This window comes from Sphingobacterium sp. KH_072, assembly GCF_057837975.1.
Window position 1 is genome coordinate 1,561,273 of sequence record NZ_CM174457.1, and the last position, 25,716, is coordinate 1,586,988.

Here is a 25,716-nt window from a genome sequence, read left to right on the forward strand (position 1 = left end):
CTCGTAATCAATATGAAGTGATCTATTAATAGACTGTTATGCTTTATGGGATACCGCTTTCGGAATACAAATTACTCGCAGTTTTTTTTACAATAATTATAACCAACAATGCTGTTTGGTACAGAAAATATATTTCCGCATTACTCAGTGCATTATCTGTGATTTTAAATACTAAATAAATTAGTATATTTGAGCATCAACGAGGAAAACATGTCTAAAGAATTGCGGGAGTATGCTATTGTCGATATTGAGACGACGGGTGGAAGTGCAGAACGAAGTAAGATCACGGAGGTTGCTATTGCCATTCATAATGGCGTAGAAGTAATCGAACGGTGGGAGAGCTTAGTCAATCCACAACAAGCTATTCCGCCGGCCATATTTAGTCTGACAGGTATTACAGACGAAATGGTGTCTGACGCGCCACTTTTCTCCGAAATAGCGGAAACTATTTATGCGTTGCTGAAAGATCGCATCTTCGTGGCACACAATGTCAATTTTGATTATTCATTTATCAAACATCAACTCGGCGAAGCCGGATGGCAATGGCAGGCTCCCAAGTTATGTACCGTTCGTTTGGCACGCAAGATCAAACCTGGTTTACCTTCATATAGTTTAGGTCGCTTGTGCGATGTATTGAACATTCGCGTGCAAGATCGGCACCGTGCAGGTGGTGATGTGGCCGCGACCGTAGCACTTTTTGATCTGCTTTTAGCTGCGGATAGTGAGGCGGTATTTTTGCAGATGCTTCGGAAGAACGGTGCGGAGCAACGTTTACCAGCGAATTTATCACAAAATACCTTTGACAATTTGCCACTCACGGCCGGCGTATATTATTTTCACGATCGATCGGGCAAAGTCATCTATATTGGCAAAGCTATTAATATTAAAAAACGAGTTGCTGGGCACTTTAGCGGACACAATATCCAAGCAAAACGGCAGGGTTTCTTACAAGAGATTTATGATATTTCTTATGAGCGCTGCGGCACGGAGCTCATGGCCTTATTATTAGAATGCCTGGAAATCAATCGGCTTTGGCCAAAATATAATCGCGCACTGAAGCGAGTAGAACCTAAATTTGGATTGGTAAGCTATATTGGAATGGACGGGTACCAACATCTCAGCTTGACCAAATTACTCAAACATCAGACCTGCATTCAATCTTTCTACAGTCTGCGTGAAGGAGCGGCCGTATTACGCAAAATGATTAGCGATATCGGTCTGGATATTCGCTTTTGTCATTTCCCATTAGAAGTTCGGCTGCCACAAACGGTAAATGATCTTGTACGAAGAATCCAAGATCTGCCAGATCAGGAATCATATAATTTGAAAGTGGCCGCCGCCATTGCCTTATCACAGGCGGACGCATCTAGCTATTTGATTGTGGATCGCGGACGCGATGAGCAGGAGAAAAGTTGTATTTGGATTGAGAAAGGTATGTTTTACGGCATGGGCTACATTCCTTCGGAAAGCCAATCTACCAGCTGGGAGGATTACAAAAGTGAGTTGCAACGGCATCGTGGCAACGAATACATGATGCAATTGATTGAGTCTTTTTTAGCAAAATCCACGAGTAGGCATCAAGTGATTATGATCGATGCCGAGCAGTTGGAAGAAGCTGCCTTTTTAAAACCAGTGGAGCTTCGCATGAAGCTTCTATAGCAGTACGTACTAATCACCAATCCTAATTTTGCTATATATCACCAGAAAATGGTGCTGTTATGCATATTCACACTAAAATATTACATTTTTTAGTGTGAATATGCACTGAAATGGAGTAATTTCGACCACATCTATTACTAATTAACAGCAAGTTCACCAAATGAAACAACTTTTTATAGCCTGTTTAGTTTGCTTGGTTACCACAACCTTCGCACAAGAGAAGGAAAAAACGAAGGACAAAGCAAACTATGCGTTAGCTGCTAAATTCTCGCCCGAGAAATTAAAGAAATTGATACACTCTACAACTGTATCACCCAATTGGATTAATCATTCCGACAGATTCTGGTATGAGTACAGCTCACCAGCTGGTAAGAACTGGTATTTGGTAGATCCTGCGGCTAAGCGTAAATCATTACTTTTTGACCATGATGAGCTAGCGGCCAAGATCACACGTATCGTGCGAAATCCATTCGATGGGCAGCACTTGGATTTGAAAGATCTACGGTTCACTGACGATGAAAAACGCATCCAATTCGAAGTGCAAAGCACAAAAGATACGATCAAGAGCAAAGAGGAAATCGCGAAGCTGAAAAACAAATCAGACACAATAAAAAAGAAAGTATTTCACTTAGAATATGATCTAGCGTCGGGGGCATTGCGTGAAATCAGCGACCTAACGAAAGAAAAAAGCACGCTTTCATGGGCTAACTTCAATCCAGATACCACACGCGTGTACTTTGCGAAAAAGTTCAACCTGTATTGGATGAGCAAGGCCGATTATGATAAAGCGGTAAAAGATGAGAAAGATAGTACCATCGTAGAGCATCAATTCACCACCGATGGCGTGCTGAATTATGCTTGGGGTGGCGACGAGTACAGCATTACCACAGGTGGCGATAAGGAAGAAGAGGAAAAACGTAAAGCGGTTTATTTGAGCTGGTCGCCCAATGGTCGCCATTTTGTGTTGACGCGTAAAGATGGTCGTCATCTAAGTCCATTGTGGGTTATCAACAATGTAGCTGCAAAACGCCCTACATTGGAAACCTACAAATACCAGATGCCTGGTGAGGTGGATTCTACCGAAACGGAATTGTATATTTTTGATGCACAAACCTTATCCCCAAAACGTGTAGGCGTAGCAGCTTATAAAAATCAGACCATCGGTGTTTGGCGCAAAGACCGTGACAAAAGTAGTTATACCGGCAAACGTTATGTGGGTTATTGGCATGGCAACAACGAGGAGTTCTATATTTCACGCGCTAGCCGCGATCTAAAACGCATAGATGTATTGGCCGTAGATATCATTGGCAATGTACGTACTTTGGTAGAAGAACGCTCGAATGTGTACCAAGATATTCATAAACCTTATTTGGTGAATGATGGAAAGCAGTTTGTACACTGGTCGCAACGCGATGGTTGGGGACATTTGTACCTGTACGATAACCAAGGAAATCTACAACGCCAATTGACTTCTGGAACGTATAATGTAGACGAGGTACAAGCGTATCAGTCGGCAGGCAATAGCATTCTATTCACTGCCAATGGCAAAGAAAATGGGGAAGATCCTTATTTTCTACATTACTACAGTGTTAGCCTTAATGGTGGCACTCCTAAGTTATTAAACTCAGGCGATTTCGATCACCAGATCACAGCGAGTGAAAGTGGCAATTACTTTGTCAATAATTCTTCGCGTGTAAATACCACACCAGAATCCAACCTATACGCTGCCAATGGTCGTTTGGTCATGAAACTGGAAAAGTCGGATTTGTCTGCTTTGTTTGCTGCCGGATACAAATTTCCAGAGCCATTCAAAGTAAAAGCTGGTGACGGCATTACGGATTTGTATGGCGTGATGTACAAACCTTTTGATTTTGATTCGACCAAGACTTATCCTTTAGTAGAATATGTGTATCCAGGTCCACAAACCGAAGCGGTAAACAAATCCTTTGGTCGTAGCATGGATCGTATTGATCGCTTGGCGCAAATGGGCTTTATCGTGATTACCGTGGGTAATCGTGGTGGACATCCTGCGCGTTCGCAATGGTATCATACCTATGGTTATGGCAATTTGCGGGATTACGGTTTGGAAGACAAAAAAGTAGCTGCAGAGCAGTTAGCAGATCGTCATCCATTTATTGATGTGAGCCGAGTGGGCATTACCGGTCACTCGGGCGGTGGATTTATGTCTACAGCGGCAATGTTGGTATATCCTGATTTCTTTAAAGTCGCGGTTTCTGGAGCTGGCAACCACGAAAACAACATCTACAACCGTTGGTGGAGCGAGCGCCACCACGGTGTAGGAGAGAAGATCTCTGCAAAAGGTGATACCACCTTTACTTACGACATTGACCGCAATTCGGTCTTGGCCAAAAACTTGAAAGGTAAATTATTGATCGCCACAGGCGATATTGATAATAACGTACACCCTGCCAATTCAATTCGCATGGCAGAAGCGCTGATCAAAGCCAATAAACGCTTTGATTTCTTGCTATTGCCTGGCCAGAGGCATGCTTTTGGCGATATGACGGAATATTTCTTCTGGAAAATGGCCGACTATTTCTCCCAACATTTGATCGGTGACTCAAAGATGGATGAAGTCGATATGATGGAGATGAATCGCGAAAAGCCTTTAGCTAGATAGATTACATCATTATCACGTATTGTAGCATCACGAAAGCTACTTTTAGTGCAAATGCCCATCCGTAACCGGATGGGCATTTGTTTTGCAGGAAAAAAGACAGCGGCTATAAAAATAAATGGAAAATTAGCTACTTTAGCCTACTATGAATATGGATTATCCGAATAATAAACGTCGCTCTAGGCAGATATTGATTTTCATTTTGAAGATCGTGATAGCGGGAATCTTGATTTGGAGTCAAGTGCAGTTTGAGGAAATCTATGCACTGAACCCTGAATCTAAGCGGACTCGTAGTTTTCCGATGCAGATGCTGTTGGCGGCATATACTTTTTTAATACCGAGTATTATTTTTTCAATTATACGGTATAGTTTTATAGCCATTTACCATGCGCGAAATGCCAATCGTGCTGTACGAGGTAATTTCGTTTTGGGAGTGAATAGACTAACAGCTGTCGCCAATGCGATTTGTGCGATCATTGCCATGATGATCTTTTTTGGTATCAATCCATTAGAATTCGTAACCAGCTTAACGATTGTTGCGATGGCGATAGCCGTTACATTTCGTGATTATATTACTAATATGATTAGCGGCTTGATCATCATGTTTTCTGATCAGTTATCCATTGGCGACCGCATACGTGTAGGAAATCAGCAGGGGCGAATTATTGATATCACTTTAGCTAATATTGTTTTTCAAGATGAAGAAGATGATATGGTCATGGTACCCAACAATATGGTATTTACGTCTACGTTAACCAATCATTCAGCGCATCCATCTAGTTTATTTGCGGTGAAATTTGAGTTGCCATTAGATGTCGCCCTCGAGGTGGAGCTGTTGGAAGCGTCATTACGCGAAAGTTTACAGGCGCACCCCAATCTGCAAGACGGGGAAGAAATGGAACTAAAAGTGGTGGAGATCGGTAAAGATTATGTGAAGTATCGTATAGATCTTCATGCGGTAAGCAATAGCAATAAACTACATCGGCGACTCGAAAACGAAATACTAAAAGAAGTTTTGAAGTTCGAGCAGAGTGCTACCACTTCTAAATCCGTCTAACTTTTACTTCTTTCACAAAATGCTGCGCATCTTTCGTAAGAATGAGATCCGCGCGGTAACGTGTCGGAAGTATATTCTCATGTAGATTTGGTCTGTTTATTTCATTCCAGATTCCACTAGCCATTTTCTGACTTTCCTCGGGCGACATGTCCGCGTATTTGTGAAAGTAGGAACTGTTGTCTTGAAAAGCGGTTGCGCGAAGCGACTCAAACCGATCAATATACCAACTAACGATATCCTCTTCGGCGGCATCCACATAAATGGATAAGTCAAAGAAGTCGGAAACGAAAACCCCGTTTCCAGATTGCTTCTGTGAGTTTACCTGCAGTACATTGATGCCTTCTACAATCAAAATGTCTGGCTGCGAAATAGTCTGAAATTCATCTGGCACGATATCATACACCATGTGCGAGTACAAAGGCAGTTGGTAGGTTCGGTTCTCAGACTTCATTTCCGACAGGAAGTTGAGCAACAGGCGCGTATCATAGCTTTCAGGAAAGCCTTTTCGATTCAATATTCCTTTAGCAATCAGTTCGGCATTGGGGTACAAAAAACCGTCCGTCGTGACCAAGTCTACTTTAGGATTCTCTGGCAATAAGGATAGTACCTTCTGCAATACTCTGGCAGTTGTGCTTTTACCCACGGCTACCGAACCAGCTATTCCGATGATAAAAGGTAAGCGTTTCTCTTCGCGATGAAAGTAATCATTGCTTAGTGCATGAAGAGAGCGGTACTGCCGTATATGCAACTCAATAAGGCTAGACAAAGGGAAATAAATATCCTCAATTTCGGCAATATTTAATGGCTCACCGAGCGCACGTAGTTGATCCAAATCGGCAGCAGCCATATTGTGCGAACGTTTGCCGTTAAGATTTTTCCATTCTTCTTTCGTAAATGTACGAAATGGATTGGTCAACGTTTGCTCTTGTATTGAAGACATGATGTACTAGTTTTGCTGGCACAAATATAAACCTATAGATCTATATTTTTCCTAACATTTAAATCAAATAGAAGCTAATAAACCATCCAAGATCAAGCTACCTGTCGCGGGATTGGTCGCTAATGGTACATTGTATAAATCGCATATACGCATAAGCATCTGAATATCAGGCTCATGAGGATGCTTTCCTAAAGGGTCACGGAAGAAAATAATACCATCGACTTTGCCTTCTGCCGCCAGCGCGGCAATCTGCGCATCGCCACCTTTTGGACCGCTCAACTTTAATTCTACTTCAAGGCCAGTTTGTTTTACATAAGTGCCTGTCGTACCAGTGGCTACGATATGCGCTTTCGAAAGGGAATCTTTATGATCTTTTACAAAAGCAACCATTTCTGCTTTCTTACCGTCATGTGCTACAAGAGCGATTGTCTTCATTTTTTATGGAGTAGGGATATAACTTATCTCTGTCTTCGTGCGAAGCACGAACGTATGTACATTATTACAAGATACTATTTCCGCAAGGTTTATCCAAAAAACAAGTAGGAAACTACGATTGCGGCGATAATGCCGACAAGCTCAGCCAGTAAAGCACACGGCAGTGCATGCCGTGTATTTTTAATCGCTACTGAACCAAAGTAAACTGCTAATACGTAAAATGTAGTCTCTGTAGACCCTTGAATAACACAAGCTACACGTGCAGCAAAATCATCTGCACCCTTGGTTGCCATTAATTCGACCATTAGCCCACGTGCTCCAGATCCACTGAGCGGTTTCATAAAAGCCACAGGAAGTGCATCCACAAAACTCGTATCCATCCCTGTGCTAGCCAACAAAAATGCAATACCATCAACCAGATAATCCATTGTGCCAGAGGCTCGAAATACGGCAATACCGACTAGGATCGCTACTAAATAGGGGATAATCTTAACAGCGACATCAAATCCTTCCTTTGCACCTTCAATAAATGCATCGTACACATTGATCTTTCTAAATAATGCCAGTGCAATGAAGGAAACGAAAATGGTAAACAACGTCACATTTCCTACTACACGTGATAATACACCGATTTGTTCTTGGCTCAGCGTATTGAAGTAGTATAAGGTGCCGAAAACCAAAATAGATAAACCACCCAAATAGGCCAGTATAGTTTTGTTTAGTAAGTTTATACGTTGATAAATAGCGACCAATATCAGCGCGGCTAAAGTAGAAAAGAAGGTTGCGATTAAAATTGGAAGAAAGATATCTGAGGGCTGCGCAGCGCCTGCCTCTTGCCGATAAGCCATAATGGATATTGGCAAGAGTGTCAAGCTGGAGGCATTGAGCACAATAAACATAATCTGCGCATTGGAAGCTGTTTCCTTTTGTGGATTCAGCTCTTGCAATTCTTTCATTGCTTTTAGCCCTAAGGGCGTAGCAGCATTATCTAACCCCAAGGCATTCGCCGAAAAGTTCATCAAGATCGATCCTAGTGCGGGATGATTCTTAGGTATTTCTGGAAATAGCTTATGGAAGAAAGGACCGACAATCCGAGCAAAAATATCTATCATGCCGCCACGTTCACCAATCTTCATGATGCCTAACGCGAAGGTCATCATCCCGACGAGGCCTATGCTGATGGTAGCGCCATTCGCCGCACTTTCAAAAAGTGAATTAACGATTTGTTGGAAAACTTCGGTATCTCCTCCGATGAGTTTTATGAGTGCCACGACAAAGGTGATCAGAAAAAATGATACCCAAACGTAATTAAGCGCCATATATATGTGGATTGTGGGGTAAATGTACACATTTTATAGAAAAATCTGAATTAGCTTTTGGTATAACAAATAATAGGTAATTGCACGTAAAAAAAGCAATAAAAGTCGCTGATCAAAACGATATGCACCTATATTCTCCATGTTTGTACATAGCACGGCTGAGCATTAAAGTAATGACAAACTTTCCGACAATTATCATCGATTTTACTACAAAACAAGAGAAATAAGCATATCGTATGCATTTTGGAGATAATTTTATCGTAAACCGCGACAAGTACCACGGATCTGTAAGACATTCAGATTATACTTTGTTTTTTCTTGATTCTTCAGGATTTGTGACTTCTTACAACGGGCATGCAGAAGAATTTCTCCCAGAAGGCGTGAGTAATCCATTGGGAGTCAATTTTTTGCAATTGATAGGGGCTGGCGAACTACCTGAAGAAAAGCAAGTAGAAATAGTCAAAGAACTAATTACAAATGATCGTAGCAATCGCCAATTTTACTTGAAAAACAAGAAAAAGGGTTCTTCTTTTTCGGTAGAAATTGCGTCATTGCGCGATGTCGATGATCATGTTTGTGGTTTTGCAATGTGGATTATGCCATACATCAATATGGATGATAAACAAGTCGTGGACATGGTTAGCGAAATCAAGGATTATGCCATCTTTAGGCTGGATTCTGAGGGCAATGTAAAGAATTGGAATCGTGGAGCGGAGCGTATTAAAGGATATTTTGCAGAAGAAATTGTGGGAAAAAATTTCTCGGTGTTTTACACGATTGAAGATCGTGATGCCGGTTTGCCTTTTTCACTACTGGAAAGTGCTAGAAACTTAGGTAGTGCGAATACTACAGGTTGGCGTTTACGTAAAGATGGGCGAAGATTTTGGGGTAACGTCACGATTACTGCAATTCACGATATGGATGGTGTTGTAATAGGTTTTTCTAAAGTAACCCATGATCTGACTGAGGAGCGAAATGCCGAGCTCGCGCTGAAGGAACTTCATCGTCAGCTTCTTAGTAAAACGAGAGATGTAGAACAATTTACTTTCGCTGCATCTCATGATTTATTAAGTCCTGCGAACTCCATAATTAGCGTAGCAAGCCTGTTGCGAGAAACTCTTCGTAAAAAACTTCAGAATGAGGATCTATACTATTTTCAATCGATAGAGAACTCTGCAGGTCGTATTATTCAAATGCTAAAATCTTTGTTAGATCATCTTAAACTAGACTGCAAGTCTACCAAGCAAGCATGTAAATTAGAGGAGATCGTTGAGTTCGTCAAAATGGATTTGCGCGTAGAGATTTTAGATACAAAAGCGGTTATTAATTATGATTCACTACCAACGGTGCCTGGTCATACCACTTTTTTATACCAACTGTTTCAAAACTTATTAAGTAATGCATTAAAGTTTCATCAGCAAGATGGTATACCCGAGGTCCATATAAAATCGGTTGAAAAAGAAAATTGCTGGTTACTTAGTGTTAGCGATAACGGTATTGGTATCGCTAATAAAGATTTGGAAAGAATTTTTACCTTATTCCAACGGCTTCATTCCGAGGAAACGTATCCGGGCAGTGGTATTGGCCTAACAACTTGTCGAAAGATCGTCGCACTTCATGGCGGAGAGGTGTGGATAGAATCAAAGCTAAATCATGGTACAACAGTTTTTTTTACTTTATCTAAATGATAGAGATAGCTTTAGCTAGCAGCTTAGTGGTAGATCAATATGTGGAAAAAAAACAAAAATATATTATAAATAGGTTTTTTAATTTTCTAATCTTTAAAGAATACAAAATAGTAACTAATCTATTTGCAATTTTTAAGGACTCTATTCTCTAGTACGCAGTTCATATTATGGTTAAAATATCAAAAAAGGTAATATGTGTTGTAGACGATGATCCAATATTTCACTATGTATGTAAGGTGAATTTTTCGTTGTTGTGTAAAGATTTGGAATTTATTGCTTTTTTTGACGGACAACAAGCTTACGATTATTACATCACTCGATCCGCACAGGGTCAATCACTTCCTGATATATTATTAGTCGATATTAATATGCCTCTAATGAATGGTTGGGAATTGGTAGATCAGCTGAGTGGGCGACAATTGCTTGAAAAGACCAAATTATATATCGTGAGCTCTTCGGTATCGCCTGAGGATAGTTTTAGGAGCTTGTCTAAAAAAGAAGTGACAAGTTATGTGACAAAACCTTTGTTAAAGGAGAATTTTGCTTTAATATGCCAAAATCAGAATGAAGCGGATGAAATTTGAGAGCAACGTGTCAAAAAATTGCAACTTGCATTACGAAAACTAACTACATACGACATATAATACTCCCCAAATATTGGACAGCTGATTAAATTCGATAATTTAACAGTTGAAAATGAAAAAAGAGCGTAGAAAATTCAGTCCGGTTTTCAAGACCAAAGTAGTCTTAGAAGCCCTTAAAGAAGTTAGTACCATGCAGGAACGTGCTTCCAAATACAGCCTTCATCCCACACAGATCACCGCTTGGAAACGGGAATTTCTGGAGAAAGCTGACACGGTGTTCGGTTCAGAGAAACCTACACAGAAAGAAGAGTCTAAAGAGAAAGAACTTTATTCCAAGATTGGTGAACTTCAGATCCAAGTTGATTTCTTAAAAAAGGTATTGGGGAAATGAGCATGATTGAAAGGCGCGGACTTGTTTCCCCAGGATATAAACCGCTAAGTATTGTGGGGCAGTGTAAGCTGCTGAATCTTCAGCGTAGCTTCTATTATTTCAAGCCTAAAGGTGAATCCTTGTTGAATCAGTCCATCATGAAGCTAATTGACCGCAAGTTTCTGGACTGTCCATTTTACGGTGTGGAACGGATGACTGCGTATCTCAACAAAGATCTAGGGTATCGTATAAATGCCAAGCGCGTACGGCGTTTATATCGGCTAATGAGCCTTCGGACCATTTACCCAAAGAAGAACCTAAGTAAAGCAAATGCAACACATTACAAATACCCGTACTTACTCAAAGGCTTAAAGATAGAGCGGCCAAGCCAAGTTTGGCAGGCCGACATCACTTATATTCCTATGTTTAGAGGCTTCATGTATATGTTCGCCATTATAGATGTGTATAGTCGAAAGATTGTGGGGTGGAGTATCTCTAATACCATGACGGTGGAATGGTGCAGGGATGTGCTGTTGGAAACAATAGCAGAGCACGGCACTCCTGAAGTATTCAATACCGATCAGGGTTCACAATTTACCAGTCCGATCTTTACCAAAGTCCTCAAGGATAATCGTGTGAGTATATCAATGGATGGAAAAGGAAGAGCGCTGGACAACGTGTTTATCGAAAGGTTCTGGAGGTCATTGAAGCAGGAATACATTTATTTGAACCCACCTAACGGTGGCATGGAGTTATTCCAAGGTGTGAAACGGTATGTCGAATTTTACAATACGGAAAGAAGACATCAGTCTATGGACCATTTTACCCCAAATCAGGTATTCTATCAAAATAATAAAAAAGTGTCGTAAATAAACTTAAGTTTGAACTATTGCTGTCCAGCAAAAAGGGAGTACTATAACATGCCAAACCCACAACCTGCACTTGCGATTCCATCTATCCAAATACCAGCAATTCAAACTACCAACGAACAAGAGGTGCGTGATGTTGTTACCGCAGCCATTAACGTATGTTCAGCCAGATTTGCTACCATTGCCTTGCTGGACGATCAACATCAATACAATTTCTATAACCACGGTTTTGAACTAAGTACGATTCCTATACACGATTCACTACCATACAGATTACAGCAAGGAAGCGACTTAGTGATCATCGAAAATTTGGCCTCGATAAAACAGCTGTGTGATTTATCTCTAGGAAAGGCGTGTCCTCAAATAAAATTTTATGCTGGAATTCCGCTACTAAACGGCAGGCGAGAGGTGTTCGGTTATCTTTGTGTTTATAACGACATACCTACAAGAATAACAAATACACAACGTCTATTACTAAACACTTTAGCCACTCAATTAGTTGTCTTAGTAGATCATGATGATGCTAATTCAACCATCAATGATAAACTCAATCAATGGGATGAGCATCTCATACGCCGCGAATCACTATTTAATAACACGAAAATGGTGACACTTTTGTTGGACAAAAATTTCGTCGTTCTAAAATGTCATCCATTCCTGTCTGAATTAATTTACGACAACTTGAAGCGTGAAATTCGAGTCGGAGATGACATTAGGGAATACATCGGCGATGTGACGATGGCTGATTTTGTGAACAACTTCAATCGCGCTTTAGAAGGGCAAAGTATATCTGTTCAGACAAAATCTGGTATATGCTGGGGTGGTGTAAACTCTTACAGTCACTTTAGCCCGTCTTATGGTCTGGATGGAGAATTGGTAGGTGTATCTTATCATGCGCTCCCTATTTTTCCTGAAAATAGCGTCGAAAATATTTCAGAGCAAAACGATCAACAATTGCAATGGATTAACGATTTACAATCGCATCGCTTTAGGGGGCCACTATCTTCCATTTTGAGTATTACGCAAATTTGGAAAGAACTCGGTAACACACCGCTCAATGAAGAGATAGATATGATTATTCAAGCGGCCAATAAATTGGATCGTGAAATACAAAGTGTTTTATTTAGCGGTGCTAAAAATGATTAGTTCTCTAACATGGTTAGTGAAATAAGTGTTTTTTTAGATCGTAAACTTTTTTTGCTAACCTGCATTGATCATCTAGTTAAGTACTTTTAATAAAATTTTTGGAGATCGAAATCTTTGTATAATTGCTCCTAAACGATACTCCTTACGACGTCGTAAGGAGTATCGTTTATACCGATAAAGACCTGTTTTTAAAAATTACGATCCTCCACATTTTATGCTGAAATATTTCTAGTACATCGCGCTAGACATGATGGTCTGTATAGAGCCTTATGTTTCTTTTGTTATATAAGAGTAATTTCTAAAGCCTATAATGCCATGTAAATCCAGTACAAGCTGAATATATAAACCGATGTATGCTAACCACAATTACTGCGGAGAGCGGTATACTGCATAAATTTTAAATGCTATAAATGAAGTGTTTACTTATTATTTAATCAAATATTGATCTAATAAAAATCTGCTCATACTTGTAATTCGTATCTCTAATAAAAAATATTGCAAATATGCTATCTTAAAAATTAAATCGCATACGTATGAAAATATGTTTATTATTATGATATATTTGTAATGGTTATACCAATAACTAAGTTATTATGAAACTAAATAAGAGAATTGGAGATGTACTCGACTTAGTAAAGCTTGAATATAATACCGAATACAATACGGCTACTCATGCAGATATTGTTGCAGAATACTTACACGCTTTATGTAGCTATTATGGAGAGTTGATAGGAAAGAATATCTCTTTATTAAATCCGATAGAATTTGCTGTGAAATATTATCGTATTTACTTACAGGGAATGCTATCAGAAGAAGGTTATCAAGGAGATGGATCCCCGACCTCAATTTTCGTGCATTTAAATGCTGTAATTAACCACGAATTAGCGACATCTAAAATCCGGCAAAAGGAAAGTAAAATTTTATTGTGGGAACAGTACAGCACAGCGCTTTTAGCAGAATTTGCACTACGAGAAGCCGTCTAAAAATATACTAAGCCTATCGTAAGATGTGGCTTAGCGTTGGCATTGTGTTTAACAAGCTCCATAACCATCCGTCGCACAATTATCACCTTGAGTTACCACGAATTTATTGGTAGGGATGGTTGCCCGCCATTTCGTGAACGATTTATCGAGAATTTGGGTAAACGGCTCTGTTGGCTATGCGCCCGAAACCGCATATTTCCAATCAAATACAAAAAATGGTACACCTGTAACACCTATACTTTGTGCTTCTTGCATCTCTTGTTTGGCCTGATAGCTATATTTATCATCAGTTAGAGCAGCATCTACATCTTCAAACCTTAGTCCGACCGATTGTCTAATCGCTTTCAGCGTTTCTACATCAACTACATTTCTGCCTTCTTATGAAGTAAGCGCTGAATAATGCTTCTTCTGCTTGGTCGCCAAAGCCCTTTTCTTTGGCCATTTGAATAAGCCGATGCGACTTGAAGGTATTTACCATAATCAGCTTGTCCAGATGAAAATCGTCCAAACCAACACGGTGAGCCGAATCTGTAATATGACCAGACATACCCTCCATTTGTTCTTTGCTGATACCTTTGTTTTTTAACATGTAATCAGCTACATTATCAACAGGAATTTCTGGTAGATCAGGATCTAACTGAAAACTTTTCCAAACTATCTCTAATTGATCTTTATGTTCAAATTACGCCAATGCCGAATCGAAACTACGCTTGCCTATATAACAAAATGGAGACATATGACATCACTCGAAATTTCTACCTTCATATCTTTTAAATTGGTTATCACCAACTGTATTCACTATAAACTTGTATACAATAATAATAACTCAAAAAGATAAATATACAATCTGTATGTATAATTGTAAATATAAGAGAAAAAAACGCTAATTTATAACCTACAAATGACCTTCGCTACGCGATTCTATCACTTCAGCTATAACATTAGATTCATAGCCACGCCCAAGCGCATATTGAAAAAGTTTGTGCTTTCTTTTAAAATGATTCTCCTCCCGAATGAGGCGATCCTTTTTATTGATCAGGGATTCTAACGTGGAAAAGTACTCACTGGCATCGATCTCCGTCATCGCTATCCGGATCAAAGGCGCAGATATTTGTTTGAGTTTTAAGCCCTGTTTAATCTTGATTCTGCCCCAGCTTTTCATCTTGAATTTACCGCGCGAATAAGCGCGGGCAAATCGTTCTTCATTCAAGAAGTTATCTTCGATGAGCTGACTGATGGTGGCTTCGACATCCTGCATATGCAAACCCCAACTATACAACTTGTCACGCACTTCTTGTTGTGCCCGTTCCTGAAAAGCACAGTAGTGCTCTGCTTTAGCACGGGCTTGCATGGGCGTATATACTTTTTTCGGACGTTCAGTTTCTGACATTGCAAATCGCTTTCCTACAAAAATACTGGTTTCTGGGGATTGCTGCGCAAAACATATAGTCCGAAATTTAAGTTTAGATAGCACACTTAATACTAGAGCTTATGAAATCATATTTTGCATCCGTACAATCGTACGGCATAATCCTTTTTGCACTAATCATTTTTAGTGGTTGTTCTAAAGACAACGACATTGGTGGCGACGATAATGGCGGTGGATTAGAAGGTCTTTCAGGTACTATTTACTATGATTGGGCGAGCGACGGAATTTTGCGGTTCGCCATGCCCTCTGGTACTGGCGGCGCATTTATTCCGAATAATACAAAACTCAACAATTTTGATGTTTCTCGAGATGGACAAGAAAGGTTGACAGTCGTAGACGAAAGTACGTTGGGCGTTTACCCAATTCGATTTACCATCAGTAAGATGTCTGACAATGCGGTGCTAGAAAACTTCGTGTACAATAGTCCTGGATTAAATGCTTATTGTAAAGGATATTTGTCACACGACAAAAGCCACATCATGATTACGTCTAATGACGACGAAGATGGCATTACCATCGTACGCAGAAATGGGGAATTTGTAACCCGTCTAACCGATATCAATGGCGAGGCATTTGATATCAATGAGACCCGGCTTTGGCTGCCTGGCAATAGCCTATTACTCACGCACAAAAACTTCATTATTCGTTTAGATCCACCTTATACGTCGGGTCAGTTGGTTAAAAATATGACTTTTGATGATTGGGGAGATTTGGAAGTAAATGCTGCTGGAACGCAGCTTCTAGTGCGTATTGGCAATCATTTGCATACGATGGACATGAATGGTTCGGAGCCGGTAAAAGTTACAGAAAGTAACTTCAAAGAAGCAGAAGGCGTATTTTCGCCTGATGGCAATCACATTTTGGTCGGTTCAAATTATAGACAGACGGGTCCATTTGGGTTTGTGTGGGATTTGAAAATCATTCCAAACGATGGTAAAGTGTACAATGTAGATCCTGTAGCTGCTAATTCTCCAGGTGTAATTCCTGTGATTTGGCGTGATGCAAAAGTAGAATTGGCAGGCGGACAAGTCATTTGGCGTTAATCACATGAATTTTAGTGCTAATTCCGTAACTTTCCTTTTTGGTGAATTCATCTGATCCTATGCACTTTTTTCGTTGGTTTACAACCTTGTTATTGTCGCTGTTTGCGTATGCTGCGATGGCACAATCCATGCAGGATATCAAGCAGTATGGCGATAGCATATACCAAACGATCAAGGTGCTGCCAGATAATGAAGAAAAAGCCTTTGCGCTATTAGATCTCAGCTTTTTTTGGGGTGATTACGATACAGCACAAGCATTTTTGTATATCGATCAGGCACAAAAGCTGCTTCCCAAAAACAAGGAGCAAGCATTTCAACAGGGCGTCATCGACTTTTATAAAGCTTCCACATACTTTGATGCCGACTCAGACAAGGCCAAACAACTGTATATGGCCGCAGAAAAAAATCTAAGTAAGGTCAATAACGAACGCGCCACTCGTTACCGCATCCGCTTATGGTCTAGCTACGGTGCGCTATTGCAACGGGAAGGACGCGCGCGTGAATATGTGGAAGCACTAATTCATCGCGTTATTCCTATGGCAACAGCCATTCGTGACACCACATTATTAGGTAGTAATTACCAAAATGTGGCCATGGCATTGATGAATATGCAGGACTACAAGCAAGCAGATCGCTATTATAAGCGAGCGATTGATCTGCTGCGTTACGATGCAGCACTCGACGAACATCGGTTGACGGCTTATGTGAATGCGGCACGCAACGCTATATTTCAACAGCATCTCGATCAGGCAGAAGTATTGCTACAGCAAGCTGCAAAAACACTCCAGTTAATTCCGCATTCGACTTACGGACCAATGTATTATACCGTTTATGGTAGTTATTGGAAGAAAAAAGGACAATTTGACAAAGCTTTTGCCCAATTTGATAAAGGTTTGGCTTCAGCGCGCGCACTGAAAAGCGAATCGCTCGCCGCGACGGTATTATTCGATCAATACGAAGCCTACCGTGATGCTGGTCGCTTGCCAGAAGCCAAGCAAGCACTGATGCAAGTACTACCTTATGTAGAGAACACCGCCATCTGGCGCAATAAGCAGCGTCTTTATTATAATCTGGCCATCATAGAAAGCGATCTACAAAACTACGAAGCATCTGCAGCTTGGTATAAGAAATACGCAACCGTAGTCGATACTTTAGCAGTAGATGCAGACGAGACTCGGATCTTGGAGTTGGAAAAAAAATACCAAACAGCGGAGAAAGAAAGAGAGCTATTACGCACACAGGAAAAAAATCAAGCACAGCAAATCACCCTAATACGCACACGAGGTTGGATCATCAGTTTATTATTCTGCTTAATCTTGTTGCTCATGTTTGTTTTCATTGGTTACAGCAGCATGCGAAATCGTAAACGATTGAATGCCCAGCACGAAAAGCTACAGATTTTCAATGCGATGGTACACGGTGAAGAACAAGAACGCAGTCGTATTGCCAGAGATTTGCACGACGGCTTGGGCGGTATCTTGGCTGGAATCAAGCTTAAGCTATCCGCTATTGTATCACAATCGGCAGCGAATGACAAAAACGTCTACAAAAAACAAGACGATCCATTGCAAGAATTAATACATCAAGTCGATTATTCTGTCGATGAGGTGCGGCGCGTAGCGCGGAATATGATGCCCGAATCGTTGCGCACGATGGGATTGGAAGCTGCACTTAGTGATCTGTGCCGCAGCATGCAACATGCTGCGCTAAAGGTAGATTTTAGTGCTTCCAATTTATCTGGCCATTACGAGCAACGATTTCTGACGGGCGTATATCGTATCGCGCAAGAATTATTGACCAATACCGTACGCCATAGTCAGGCTTCGCAAGTATTGCTCCAATGCAGCAAAGATGATGCGCAGTTCTACTTATCCATTGAGGATAATGGGCGAGGTTTTGACAAAGGAGAAGTCGAAGCAAGGTCACGTGGTATTGGATTACAGAATATTCAAAATCGGGTCGACATGCTCAATGGCCAAATGGAGATCGATACCGCACCAGGCCAAGGTGTTTCTATTCACATAACATTCCATACACATGTCTGAACACATTCACGTAATTGTAGTAGACGATCATCCTTTAGTACTACGCGGCTTTGAGTATATCTTGGCCGGTGCAGACGAAATACAGTTAAGTCAATCGTTTGAGGATGCTCGCGAAGCCATCTTGTTCCTAGAAAAAGCATCGGTAGATGTGGTCTTATTAGATATCAATATGCCCAACATGGACGGATTCGAAGCGATACAAATCATACAAAAACGACATCCCAACATACAGGTTATTGCGATAAGCAATCTCAATGAAGCTAGCGTAGCGACCCGTATGCTGCAACACGGTGCGGCCGGTTATCTGCTAAAAAATGTATCGGCCGAAGAATTGATAGACGCCATACAAGCCGTTTGCCGAGGCGAGAAAATCGTTGCAAAAGAAATGCAAGAAATGCTGAAGCAGGCTGATCATACCGTGCCTATTGTCACAAGACGTGAACAGGAGATTCTTTTGTTGCTGGCGCAAGGATTGACCACGGGCAATATTGCTGAAAATATGTTTATCAGTCCGCTCACCGTAGAAAGTCACCGACGCAATCTACTGCAAAAATTTAAAGTCAATAATGTCGCTTCCCTCATTCATCGGGCTACCGAGATGAAATTTATCTAAGCTGCAGCTGTACCAGAGACGCAAACAAAACGCACCAATAGCATGTTGCTTCTTGTACTATGTTGACATTTACCGATAAAGGAATCTATTGCGAGCCAGGCAAATTTTATATTGATCCGTGGAAGCCGGTAGATTATGCTATTATCACGCATGGACATGCAGACCACGCCAAGTGGGGCATGAAAAATTATCTCTGTCATCACTATACGGTTCCCATTTTACAGATTAGAATTAGTGCCGATATTTCGGTACAGGGGATTGGATACAATGAAACGATTTCGCGCAATGGCGTGAAGATTTCATTACATCCGGCTGGGCATATCATTGGGTCTGCACAGATCCGCTTAGAATATAAAGGTAAAGTCTTCGTCGTTTCGGGCGACTATAAAATCCAAGAGGATGGTTTGTCAACTCCATTCGAAACCGTCAAATGCCATGAATTCGTCACCGAAAGTACGTTCGGTTTGCCAATTTACCGCTGGCAACCGGTGGCCACACAGAATGAGCAACTACAACAATGGGTCAAACACAATCAAGAGCAGCAAAAAACTTCTGTATTTGTCGGTTATTCGTTGGGGAAAGCGCAGCGCATCATGCAGGCACTGAAAGAAGCCGGTCCGCTATACGTGCATTATTCAATTGGTAAATTGAACCTGGCTTTCGAGCAGATTGGTGTGCAACTCCCAAAATATGAAATTGTTGATTTGCGAGAAGATGTAAAACATTTGGATCAGGGTATCGTGATCGTACCGCCCTCCTTATTAGAATCTAAAGTAATCAAAAAAATACCGCACATGGCGCACGCCATTTGCTCTGGATGGATGCAAGTGCGTGGCGCCAGAAGATGGCGCAGTGCCGATGCGGGCTTTCCGATTAGCGATCACGCGGATTGGGAAGGATTGATCGAAGCGGTAAAAGCCACCGGAGCAGAACAAGTACACGTGACGCACGGACAAACGGCGGTGTTTGCGAAATACCTTAATGAGATTGGTATATCGGCAGATGTGGTGCCTACCGAATATGGACAAGAAGAAGAGGATGAAAGTCCCGAAAATAAGGAGGTTCAATCATGAAAGCATTTGCAGACCTGATTTTTGCCCTAGATAGCACTAATAAAACGACCGCTAAGTTGGATGCTATCCAACAATTTTTGCGCGATGGCGAGGAGAAAGATAAGTTGTGGTTTTTGGCCTTGTTTACTGGTAAGCGACCAAAACGACCATTAACCACCACCTTAATGAAGCTATGGGCAATGGAAGTCACGCAGATTCCCGAATGGCTTTTCTTAGAATCGTATTCCGCAGTGGGTGATCTTGGCGAAACCATTGCTTTGGTACTGCCGGCGCCATCTCATAGCGTTGAGCGCACCCTGTCAGAATGGATGTTGGACATTCTTTTATTGAAAGAACAATCCGAAGCCGATAAAAAAGCTTTTGTATTACAAGCCTGGAATACCTTACCTCCACAAGAGCGTTTCATTTTCAATAAGTTACTAGGCGGTAGTTTTCGGATCGGTGTATCTTCCAAAACACTCATCAATGCTTTAGCACGATTTTATGAGATGGAGGAAAGTGTTGTAGCACACAGTGTTATGGGGTATTGGAATAGGGAAGAAGTGGTCTTCGATCTTTTGGTGAAAGGTCATTATAGCGATACGGAATTGTCTAAACCATATCCTTTCTGCCTCGCCTACGCTTTAGAAAAAGCATTGCCCGATTTGGGCGATCGCTTCGATTGGCAGGCCGAATATAAATGGGATGGCATCCGTGGGCAGTTTATCAAACGGGAAGGCGAAGTCTTTATATGGTCGCGTGGCGAGGAGCTCGTGACCGAGCAATTTCCTGAAATTGTCGCTGCACTGGCTAGTTGGGAAGGTAATTTTGTGATTGATGGGGAAGTGCTTGCCGTTCGAGACGATCAAGTGTTACCTTTCAGTGAACTGCAAAAACGATTGAACCGAAAGGTGATTTCGAAGAAGATGCTCGCCGATATTCCCGTTTCGGTCTACCTGTACGATCTTTTGGAGTATGATGGTGTAGACTGGCGCGATCGGCCATTGTCTGAAAGACGCGCACAATTAGAAAAATTGGTTGCGTGCAATCCCGCGACTCCCTTACGATTGTCGGAAGTGATTGCTAGCCCTGATTGGGATGCATTACCAGCCATTCGCGAAGATGCGCGTTCGCGCAATAGTGAAGGTTTGATGCTCAAACATTTGGCTTCGCCCTATCATAGCGGTCGCAAAAAAGGCGATTGGTGGAAATGGAAAGTCGATCCCTTGACCATTGATGCTGTGCTAATTTATGCACAAAAGGGAAGCGGACGACGAAGTGCTTATTACACCGATTACACCTTTGCCGTACGTCGCGACGACGAATTGGTGACGATTGCTAAGGCGTATTCGGGTTTGACGGATAAAGAAATACAAGAAGTCAGCCGATTTGTGAATCGTAATGCTACCGAGAAATTTGGTCCAGTACGTACCGTGAAACCCGAGTTGGTCTTCGAGATCGCATTCGAAGGAATTGCTTTGAGTAATCGGCACAAATCGGGTGTGGCGCTACGTTTTCCGCGTATTTTGCGCTGGCGCAAAGATAAAACTGTGGCCGACATTGATCATATCGAAGAAATAAAAAAGCTAATCCCTTCCAGTACCTGATAGCATGAGGATGTCCGTCAAGAAAAGTAGTCAGACAGATGGCTACACGATGATCGCGAATTGGATGGCCGATAAGGGAAATCAACCATTCAGTTTTCAGGAAAAAACATGGGCGGCCTATGCTAGTGGTAAGAGCGGTATGGTCGTTGCGCCAACAGGTTTTGGAAAAACGTTTTCGGTTTTTCTGGCGGTATTGCAAGATTTTATGAATCACCCAAATCAATACCGCCCTGGATTAAAATTGATCTGGGTGACGCCGATTCGAAGTTTGGCGAAGGATTTGGCGCGCGCCATGCAAGAAGCTATTAACGAGATTGGTCTAGATTGGGTGGTGGATGTGCGCAATGGCGATACCGATGTGAAGCGCAAGCAGCAACAAAGTAAGCAGATGCCCGATGTATTGCTCGTCACGCCAGAAAGTCTGCACCTGCTCTTGGCACAAAAAGCCAGAGACAGGTTTTTTAAATCCTTGCGCTGTATCGCCGTGGATGAGTGGCACGAATTGCTGGGCACGAAGCGCGGTGTGATGATCGAATTGGCACTTGCCTATTTGCGCCACAATTATGGAAAGCTCCGAATCTGGGGAATTACTGCCACGATAGGCAACTTAGATCAAGCGTTGGAAGTACTGATTCCTGCGCCGTTGAAAGGAGTGAAGATCATAGCAACCGAAAAGAAAATAATCGATATTCAGCCGGTATATCCCGAGGAAGTAGAAGTATTGCCTTGGGCTGGCCACATGGGTGGCAAGTTGGTGGAGCAAGTGGTGCCGATCATTCTGGCCAGTAAATCTACGATCGTATTCACCAATACGCGCGGCCAAAGTGAGATGTGGTATCAATTGCTTTTAGAAGCATATCCCGATTTCGCAGGCCAGATCGCGTTGCACCATGGATCGATCGATGGCGCGATTCGCGAATGGATCGAAGATGCATTGAGCGCAGGAAAACTGAAAGCAGTCGTTTCGACCTCTTCATTGGATTTGGGCGTGGATTTTAAGCCGGTCGACACGGTGATACAAATTGGTTCGAGCAAGGGCGTTGCCCGTTTTATGCAGCGAGCCGGTCGAAGTGGGCATTCGCCTTTTGAGGTATCGAAAATATATGTGGTGCCTACCCATTCTTTGGAATTGATTGAAGTAGCAGCCTTGAAGGAAGCGGTCAAGAATAATACTATCGAATCTCGCGATCCGATGGTGCAAACCTTTGATGTGCTTGTACAATTTCTGGTGACGATTGCTTTGGGCGGCGGATTTCGCCCAGCAGAAATGATGGCCACGATGAAAGACACGCATGCTTTCTCGTACCTCACGGAAGATGAATGGTCTTGGTGTTTATTTTTTATCACGCGCGGTGGACAGATCGGCGCTAATTACGAAGAGTTTCACAAAGTCGTGGAAAATGAGGCCGGATTGATGGTCGTCACCAAACGGCGCATTGCGATGTTGCACCGCATGAATTTGGGTGTGATTGTCAGCGAAGCCATGATGCGCGTGCGATTTACTTCTGGTGGCTACGTGGGTATGATCGAAGAATATTTCATTTCTAAACTAAAAGCAGGAGATAAATTTATCTTAGCCGGTCGCGTATTGGAATTAGTGAGGATCAAGGAAATGACCACCTACGTACGTTTATCCTCTGGAAAAGCCATCACGCCGAGCTGGCTGGGCGGCCGGCTACCTTTAAGTTCTAATCTTAGTCATTTTTTGCGGCAGAAATTAGCGCGTTCGGTACATCCCTCGGCCAAAGAGCAAGAGCTACGTTTCTTACATCCGCTTTTTGCCCGGCAGCAAAGCTTCTCACATATTCCGGCAGAAGACGAATTCCTCGTCGAATTGATTGTAACTAAGGAAGGTTATCATTTGTTTATGTATCCCTTCGAAGGTCGGTTGATTCACGAAGTGATGGCGGCACTGATGGCCTATCGCATTAGTCGATATTTTCCCATCAGCTTTTCGATGGCGATGAATGATTATGGTTTTGAGTTATTCTCCGACACCGAGATTACATTGAGTGAGGATCAACTTCGATCGATATTAAGCACAGAGAACTTAATGGAAGATGTTTTGTCTAGCATAAACTCGACCGAGATGGCCAAGCGCAAGTTTCGGGATATCGCCGTAATATCTGGAATGGTTGTACAGACATTTCCAGGCGCACAAAAAAATAATAAGTCACTACAATCCTCATCGGGTATTATTTTTCAGGTGTTGGAAGATCATGATCCACAAAATCTATTGCTTCGACAGGCCTACACGGAGGTATTCAACCAGCAATTGGAAGAACCTCGACTACAAAGCGCGTTCAAACGTATAAATAACAGCAAGATTATCTTTAGATTTGCCACCGGGTTTACGCCGCTCAGCTTTCCTATCAAGGTAGACAGTATGCGGCAATCACTTTCTAGCGAAGATTTGGCAACACGCATACGCCGAATGCAGGAAAGTGGAAAGAGTCTCGGAAAAAGACGATGAAAAACATACAAGAACAAGAGATTAATTTTGCGGGTGAAACATTGGTACTGACGAATCAGCGCGTGGTGTATTGGCCCGCCGAAAAAACAATTATCTTGTCGGATCTGCACGTGGGCAAGGCCGCACATTTTCGTAAATCTGGTATAGCGCTGCCGCAACAGGTGGCTACGCGCGATATGGAACGCCTGCGAAATCTAATTATTCATTATCAGCCCGTAAAAGTATTGATTACCGGAGATCTGCTTCATGCAGGTATGAATTCGGAAGTCGCCCTATTGAGGGCTATTATTGTAGAAAGTCCAAATTGCGAATTTCTATTGATAAAAGGTAATCATGATCGCTTGTCGGATCGAGGATTTGAAGATCTTGGAATACGTATTTTAGCAGATGGTTTTGCCATCAGAAATATTCATTTTACGCATGGCGACCGCCAGTTTCCGATTGCCGTTCATACCATCAGCGGGCATTTGCACCCTGGTGTTCATGTACCCGTTGGTCGCAAGAGCACCATGCGATTTCCATGTTTTGTATTGTCCGATAGGCAATTGATATTACCTGCCTTTAGTCTTTTTAGCGGATTAGACACGAGTTGTGTGCCCGAAGGGGCTTTTTGTTATGCCATCTATGAAGATGGTTTATTTGCTGTGAGTTGTTAATTTAATTATACGATGTTTACCACATTACTAGCTTTATCGATTTTATTGATCGTCCTAAGCACATTGCCCTTTATTCAAAACCAACATTGGGTATTTCGCGTACCCGAGTTTATGCGATTACAGTTACTGTTTTTGCAGCTGATCGTGTTTCCCGTTACATTTTTCTACGTACATACCAACGGTTGGATGTGGGCGGTACAGGGAGCTCAAGCTGCATTGATCGGTTTTCACTTATACATTTTTATCCGATATACCAAGTTTTGGCGAAGCCAGCGTAGCAAGGATTTCGATGGCAAAAAATCAGAAAAGGTACGTGTCATCGCCTGCAATATATACCAGTACAATACCGAATTCCAACGTTTTATTGATCTGATCGAAAAGGAAGACCCCGATGTGTTCTTGACGATGGAAAGTAATAGCGCTTGGGAAGAAGCGATGCGACCACTGGAACAAGCGTATCCTAATTACCAAAAAGTAACGTTGGAAAACACCTATGGGATGCACTTGTACACACGGCTCAAAATGCATCGTGTAGAAACGCATTATTTCGTAGCCGACGATTTGCCGAGCATAGAGGCAGAGCTCGAAACAGCAGATGGACATCGGTTCGTATTTTTTGCGGTGCATCCGCCGCCTCCAAGCCCCACCGAAGAAGACAATTCGAAAGAGCGCGATGGTGATTTATTGAGCATAGCTAAAAAAGTATGCGACTATGAACTGCCCGTAGTGGTTGTAGGAGATTTTAATAATGTGGCTTGGGCGCGAGCTTCTATCTTATTTAAGAAAACTAGTGAATTGATAGATGCCCGCATTGGCCGTGGTATATTGGCTACTTTTCATGCCAAGTATTGGTTATTCCGTGTTCCTTTAGACTTGTTATTTCATTGTAAGGCAGTATTTATTGACAAATTATTTATCTATCCATCGGTAGGATCAGATCATTTTCCGATTGGATGCACTTTTCACATCAATCTGCAAAGTGAGGTGCAGCAAAAAGAAGTGAAAGAGCTAGATGAAGAAGAGAAAGAGGATGTAGAAGAGCTGATTGAAGAGGGTAAAAAAGAAGAGAGCGATAATAGATAATCGCCCTCTTCTTATCGTGTGATCGGC

At 41.9% G+C, this 25,716-nt stretch carries 23 protein-coding genes; 17 read left to right on the top strand and 6 right to left on the bottom strand.

The genetic code is table 11. The features are described 5' to 3' along the window. Window positions 1-210 precede the first annotated feature (210 nt). From AC3IRT_RS07265 to AC3IRT_RS07275, 3 genes are all read left to right on the top strand, one after another. Window positions 211-1,659, top strand: coding sequence for an exonuclease domain-containing protein (locus AC3IRT_RS07265; protein ID WP_489395730.1), 1,449 nt, complete (start codon window positions 211-213; stop codon window positions 1,657-1,659). Between the two features lie 160 nt (window positions 1,660-1,819). Then, complete coding sequence (locus AC3IRT_RS07270) at window positions 1,820-4,300, top strand: S9 family peptidase (RefSeq protein WP_489395731.1); 2,481 nt, start codon at window positions 1,820-1,822, stop codon at window positions 4,298-4,300. A gap of 142 nt (window positions 4,301-4,442) precedes the next feature. Further along, window positions 4,443-5,354, top strand: a complete 912-nt coding sequence (locus AC3IRT_RS07275) for a mechanosensitive ion channel family protein (protein WP_489395732.1) — start codon at window positions 4,443-4,445, stop codon at window positions 5,352-5,354. On the opposite strand, the gene coaA is transcribed toward AC3IRT_RS07275, so the two are convergent. From coaA to AC3IRT_RS07290, 3 genes are all read right to left on the bottom strand, one after another. Next, on the bottom strand, window positions 5,341-6,294 hold the full coding sequence (gene coaA, locus AC3IRT_RS07280; RefSeq protein WP_489395733.1) for a type I pantothenate kinase: 954 nt from the start codon (window positions 6,292-6,294) through the stop codon (window positions 5,341-5,343). The genes AC3IRT_RS07275 and coaA overlap by 14 nt on opposite strands. Before the next feature lie 63 nt (window positions 6,295-6,357). Further along, window positions 6,358-6,729 (bottom strand): methylglyoxal synthase, encoded by a 372-nt coding sequence (locus AC3IRT_RS07285; RefSeq protein ID WP_489395734.1) that lies wholly within the window; start codon window positions 6,727-6,729, stop codon window positions 6,358-6,360. 89 nt (window positions 6,730-6,818) lie between these two features. Beyond that, window positions 6,819-8,048, bottom strand: a complete 1,230-nt coding sequence (locus AC3IRT_RS07290; protein ID WP_489395735.1) for a nucleoside recognition domain-containing protein — start codon at window positions 8,046-8,048, stop codon at window positions 6,819-6,821. A 236-nt stretch (window positions 8,049-8,284) separates the two neighbouring features. Here AC3IRT_RS07290 and AC3IRT_RS07295 point away from each other — a divergent pair, with 236 nt between their 5' ends. The 6 genes from AC3IRT_RS07295 to AC3IRT_RS07320 all read left to right on the top strand — a co-directional run bounded on the left by AC3IRT_RS07295 (window position 8,285) and on the right by AC3IRT_RS07320 (window position 13,688). After that, on the top strand, window positions 8,285-9,736 hold the full coding sequence (locus AC3IRT_RS07295) for a sensor histidine kinase (RefSeq protein WP_489395736.1): 1,452 nt from the start codon (window positions 8,285-8,287) through the stop codon (window positions 9,734-9,736). Between the two features lie 167 nt (window positions 9,737-9,903). After that, window positions 9,904-10,320 (top strand): response regulator, encoded by a 417-nt coding sequence (locus AC3IRT_RS07300; protein ID WP_489395737.1) that lies wholly within the window; start codon window positions 9,904-9,906, stop codon window positions 10,318-10,320. Window positions 10,321-10,432: 112 nt separating this feature from the next. Further along, on the top strand, window positions 10,433-10,711 hold the full coding sequence (locus tag AC3IRT_RS07305; protein ID WP_489393125.1) for a transposase: 279 nt from the start codon (window positions 10,433-10,435) through the stop codon (window positions 10,709-10,711). Further along, window positions 10,708-11,559, top strand: coding sequence for an IS3 family transposase (locus AC3IRT_RS07310; RefSeq protein ID WP_489393126.1), 852 nt, complete (start codon window positions 10,708-10,710; stop codon window positions 11,557-11,559). Before AC3IRT_RS07305 ends, AC3IRT_RS07310 begins: the two co-directional genes overlap by 4 nt. A gap of 51 nt (window positions 11,560-11,610) precedes the next feature. Next, a complete protein-coding gene (locus AC3IRT_RS07315; protein WP_489395738.1) occupies window positions 11,611-12,705 on the top strand; it encodes a GAF domain-containing protein in 1,095 nt (364 codons plus the stop codon). 593 nt (window positions 12,706-13,298) lie between these two features. After that, window positions 13,299-13,688: a hypothetical protein gene (locus AC3IRT_RS07320; protein WP_489395739.1), complete on the top strand. Its 390-nt coding sequence runs from the start codon at window positions 13,299-13,301 to the stop codon at window positions 13,686-13,688. 174 nt (window positions 13,689-13,862) lie between these two features. Here AC3IRT_RS07320 and AC3IRT_RS07325 read toward each other — a convergent pair whose 3' ends face one another. From AC3IRT_RS07325 to AC3IRT_RS07335, 3 genes are all read right to left on the bottom strand, one after another. Continuing rightward, a complete protein-coding gene (locus AC3IRT_RS07325; protein WP_489396114.1) occupies window positions 13,863-14,036 on the bottom strand; it encodes a DsbA family oxidoreductase in 174 nt (57 codons plus the stop codon). Window positions 14,037-14,046: 10 nt separating this feature from the next. After that, window positions 14,047-14,346, bottom strand: coding sequence for a DsbA family oxidoreductase (locus tag AC3IRT_RS07330; protein ID WP_489396115.1), 300 nt, complete (start codon window positions 14,344-14,346; stop codon window positions 14,047-14,049). Between the two features lie 237 nt (window positions 14,347-14,583). Further along, on the bottom strand, window positions 14,584-15,078 hold the full coding sequence (locus tag AC3IRT_RS07335) for a regulatory protein RecX (RefSeq protein ID WP_489395740.1): 495 nt from the start codon (window positions 15,076-15,078) through the stop codon (window positions 14,584-14,586). A 101-nt stretch (window positions 15,079-15,179) separates the two neighbouring features. Between AC3IRT_RS07335 and AC3IRT_RS07340 the strand changes: the two genes are divergently transcribed. Genes AC3IRT_RS07340 through AC3IRT_RS07375 form a run of 8 tightly spaced genes read left to right on the top strand, consistent with a single transcriptional unit; the run spans window position 15,180 to window position 25,689 of the window. Continuing rightward, window positions 15,180-16,160 (top strand): hypothetical protein, encoded by a 981-nt coding sequence (locus AC3IRT_RS07340; RefSeq protein WP_489395741.1) that lies wholly within the window; start codon window positions 15,180-15,182, stop codon window positions 16,158-16,160. Window positions 16,161-16,219: 59 nt separating this feature from the next. Next, on the top strand, window positions 16,220-18,205 hold the full coding sequence (locus tag AC3IRT_RS07345; RefSeq protein WP_489395742.1) for a tetratricopeptide repeat-containing sensor histidine kinase: 1,986 nt from the start codon (window positions 16,220-16,222) through the stop codon (window positions 18,203-18,205). Continuing rightward, window positions 18,198-18,818: a response regulator gene (locus AC3IRT_RS07350; protein ID WP_489395743.1), complete on the top strand. Its 621-nt coding sequence runs from the start codon at window positions 18,198-18,200 to the stop codon at window positions 18,816-18,818. Before AC3IRT_RS07345 ends, AC3IRT_RS07350 begins: the two co-directional genes overlap by 8 nt. Before the next feature lie 59 nt (window positions 18,819-18,877). Further along, entirely contained in the window at window positions 18,878-19,891 is a 1,014-nt protein-coding gene (locus AC3IRT_RS07355) for a ligase-associated DNA damage response exonuclease (RefSeq protein ID WP_489395744.1), read from the top strand. Further along, the gene (locus AC3IRT_RS07360) at window positions 19,888-21,477 is read left to right on the top strand and encodes an ATP-dependent DNA ligase (protein ID WP_489395745.1); all 1,590 of its coding nucleotides are present in this window, start codon (window positions 19,888-19,890) and stop codon (window positions 21,475-21,477) included. Before AC3IRT_RS07355 ends, AC3IRT_RS07360 begins: the two co-directional genes overlap by 4 nt. Before the next feature lie 4 nt (window positions 21,478-21,481). Beyond that, window positions 21,482-23,950, top strand: coding sequence for a ligase-associated DNA damage response DEXH box helicase (locus tag AC3IRT_RS07365; RefSeq protein ID WP_489395746.1), 2,469 nt, complete (start codon window positions 21,482-21,484; stop codon window positions 23,948-23,950). Beyond that, window positions 23,947-24,606: a ligase-associated DNA damage response endonuclease PdeM gene (gene pdeM / locus AC3IRT_RS07370; RefSeq protein WP_489395747.1), complete on the top strand. Its 660-nt coding sequence runs from the start codon at window positions 23,947-23,949 to the stop codon at window positions 24,604-24,606. Before AC3IRT_RS07365 ends, pdeM begins: the two co-directional genes overlap by 4 nt. A 12-nt stretch (window positions 24,607-24,618) precedes the next feature. After that, a complete protein-coding gene (locus AC3IRT_RS07375) occupies window positions 24,619-25,689 on the top strand; it encodes an endonuclease/exonuclease/phosphatase family protein (protein WP_489395748.1) in 1,071 nt (356 codons plus the stop codon). Window positions 25,690-25,716: the final 27 nt, after the last annotated feature.

Excerpts from the sequence above, each read along its gene's own strand:
- AC3IRT_RS07295 (WP_489395736.1), top strand. The coding sequence starts at position 8,285 with ATGCATTTTGGAGATAATTTTATCGTAAACCGCGACAAGTACCACGGA.
- AC3IRT_RS07350 (WP_489395743.1), top strand. The coding sequence starts at position 18,198 with ATGTCTGAACACATTCACGTAATTGTAGTAGACGATCATCCTTTAGTA.
- AC3IRT_RS07365 (WP_489395746.1), top strand. The coding sequence starts at position 21,482 with ATGAGGATGTCCGTCAAGAAAAGTAGTCAGACAGATGGCTACACGATG.
- AC3IRT_RS07335 (WP_489395740.1), bottom strand. The coding sequence starts at position 15,078 with ATGTCAGAAACTGAACGTCCGAAAAAAGTATATACGCCCATGCAAGCC.
- AC3IRT_RS07360 (WP_489395745.1), top strand. The coding sequence starts at position 19,888 with ATGAAAGCATTTGCAGACCTGATTTTTGCCCTAGATAGCACTAATAAA.
- AC3IRT_RS07345 (WP_489395742.1), top strand. The coding sequence starts at position 16,220 with ATGCACTTTTTTCGTTGGTTTACAACCTTGTTATTGTCGCTGTTTGCG.
- AC3IRT_RS07340 (WP_489395741.1), top strand. The coding sequence starts at position 15,180 with ATGAAATCATATTTTGCATCCGTACAATCGTACGGCATAATCCTTTTT.
- AC3IRT_RS07355 (WP_489395744.1), top strand. The coding sequence starts at position 18,878 with ATGTTGACATTTACCGATAAAGGAATCTATTGCGAGCCAGGCAAATTT.
- coaA (WP_489395733.1), bottom strand. The coding sequence starts at position 6,294 with ATGTCTTCAATACAAGAGCAAACGTTGACCAATCCATTTCGTACATTT.
- AC3IRT_RS07290 (WP_489395735.1), bottom strand. The coding sequence starts at position 8,048 with ATGGCGCTTAATTACGTTTGGGTATCATTTTTTCTGATCACCTTTGTC.
- AC3IRT_RS07270 (WP_489395731.1), top strand. The coding sequence starts at position 1,820 with ATGAAACAACTTTTTATAGCCTGTTTAGTTTGCTTGGTTACCACAACC.
- pdeM (WP_489395747.1), top strand. The coding sequence starts at position 23,947 with ATGAAAAACATACAAGAACAAGAGATTAATTTTGCGGGTGAAACATTG.
- AC3IRT_RS07320 (WP_489395739.1), top strand. The coding sequence starts at position 13,299 with ATGAAACTAAATAAGAGAATTGGAGATGTACTCGACTTAGTAAAGCTT.
- AC3IRT_RS07300 (WP_489395737.1), top strand. The coding sequence starts at position 9,904 with ATGGTTAAAATATCAAAAAAGGTAATATGTGTTGTAGACGATGATCCA.
- AC3IRT_RS07315 (WP_489395738.1), top strand. The coding sequence starts at position 11,611 with ATGCCAAACCCACAACCTGCACTTGCGATTCCATCTATCCAAATACCA.
- AC3IRT_RS07275 (WP_489395732.1), top strand. The coding sequence starts at position 4,443 with ATGAATATGGATTATCCGAATAATAAACGTCGCTCTAGGCAGATATTG.
- AC3IRT_RS07305 (WP_489393125.1), top strand. The coding sequence starts at position 10,433 with ATGAAAAAAGAGCGTAGAAAATTCAGTCCGGTTTTCAAGACCAAAGTA.
- AC3IRT_RS07375 (WP_489395748.1), top strand. The coding sequence starts at position 24,619 with ATGTTTACCACATTACTAGCTTTATCGATTTTATTGATCGTCCTAAGC.
- AC3IRT_RS07265 (WP_489395730.1), top strand. The coding sequence starts at position 211 with ATGTCTAAAGAATTGCGGGAGTATGCTATTGTCGATATTGAGACGACG.
- AC3IRT_RS07310 (WP_489393126.1), top strand. The coding sequence starts at position 10,708 with ATGAGCATGATTGAAAGGCGCGGACTTGTTTCCCCAGGATATAAACCG.
- AC3IRT_RS07285 (WP_489395734.1), bottom strand. The coding sequence starts at position 6,729 with ATGAAGACAATCGCTCTTGTAGCACATGACGGTAAGAAAGCAGAAATG.